The following is a 1,152-nucleotide window of genomic DNA, read 5'->3' on the forward strand; positions in this document are numbered from 1 at the left end:
GGCCGACCGGACAGCGCCGAATCGCTGGTGCTCACCGAGTTGCGCACCCGGCTCAAGCGGCGCTGAAGTCCAGCCTGCTCAGGCCGCCCGGGCGACGCGGCGGTAGAGATCCAGCAGGATCCCGGCCCGCGCGCTCCACGTGAAGTGTTGCTGCGCGCGCTCCCGGCCGAGGCGGCCCATCTCGCGGCCGCGCACCGGATCGGCGAGCAGCGCACCGATGGCCTCGGCCAGGGCGGTGGCGTACTCGGCCGGTACCGCATGGCCGACCTCGGGGGTGATCGTGTCGAGCATGCCGCCCACGCGGGTGCCCACCACCGGCACGCCACAGGCCATGCCCTCGACGATCGAGATCCCGAAGGTCTCGCTCAACGAAGGATTGATGACGACGTCGGCCTGTTGGTAGTGCCTGACGATCTCGTGGTGCGGAAGGCTGCCGTGGAAGCGCACCTTCTGCTGCAGACCTGCCGCGCTCACGATCTCGTCGAGCCGCGCCTGGTAGTCGGAGGTGCCGTCGTCGCGGTAGAACCGCCCCAGCGCCGCCACCAGGGGGTCGTCGGACAGGTCGATCAGGAAACGCCGGGGAAGCTCGGTGCGCGGGCCCACGATGTCCAGCCTGGCCCCGGGCCAGCGTGCGGCCACCTGTGCAAACGCCGTGAGCAGGGTGTGCACGCCCTTCTCGGGCGAAGCGCGGCCCACGAAGAGCAGCCGCGGGCCTGCGTCCGCTGCAGGGCGGCCCTCGGCGGCCGGCTTGAACAGCTCGGTGTCGACGCCGTTGGGCGCCACGACCACGAGCCCTTGGTAGTCGGGGAAAGCGGCCTGGAACAGGCGCTTCACGTGGCCACTCACCGCCGACACGGCCGCGACGTGACGCAACTGGCGCGCCACGGCCTTGCGGTCGAGCTGCGAAAGCCACTCGCTCTGCATCTCGAGCACCAGCGGGCGCCCGCCCAGCGTGCTGCTCCAGCCCCAGTAGTTCATCACATGGACCACGTCCACCGGGTCACGCCGCAACTCGCGGGCCACGGTCGAGGCCCAGCCGAGGTACTCGTCGGCGCGCCCCGACAGGCCCAGGCGCTGCATCCACCGCGGGTAGCGCGTCACCAGGCGCTGCAGCAGCTCGTCGGAGCCCGAGCGCGTGGGTTTGAGCCGGAA

1 protein-coding gene is annotated in these 1,152 nt (G+C 71.4%); it reads right to left on the bottom strand.

The window, feature by feature from the left end:
* Positions 1 to 78 precede the first annotated feature (78 nt).
* On the bottom strand, positions 79 to 1,152 hold a 1,074-nt coding region (locus tag AC01FP_RS17700; RefSeq protein WP_474482050.1), incomplete at its 5' end, for a glycosyltransferase family 4 protein.

The sequence above is a fragment of the Cyanobium sp. NIVA-CYA 375 genome (genome assembly GCF_056108345.1).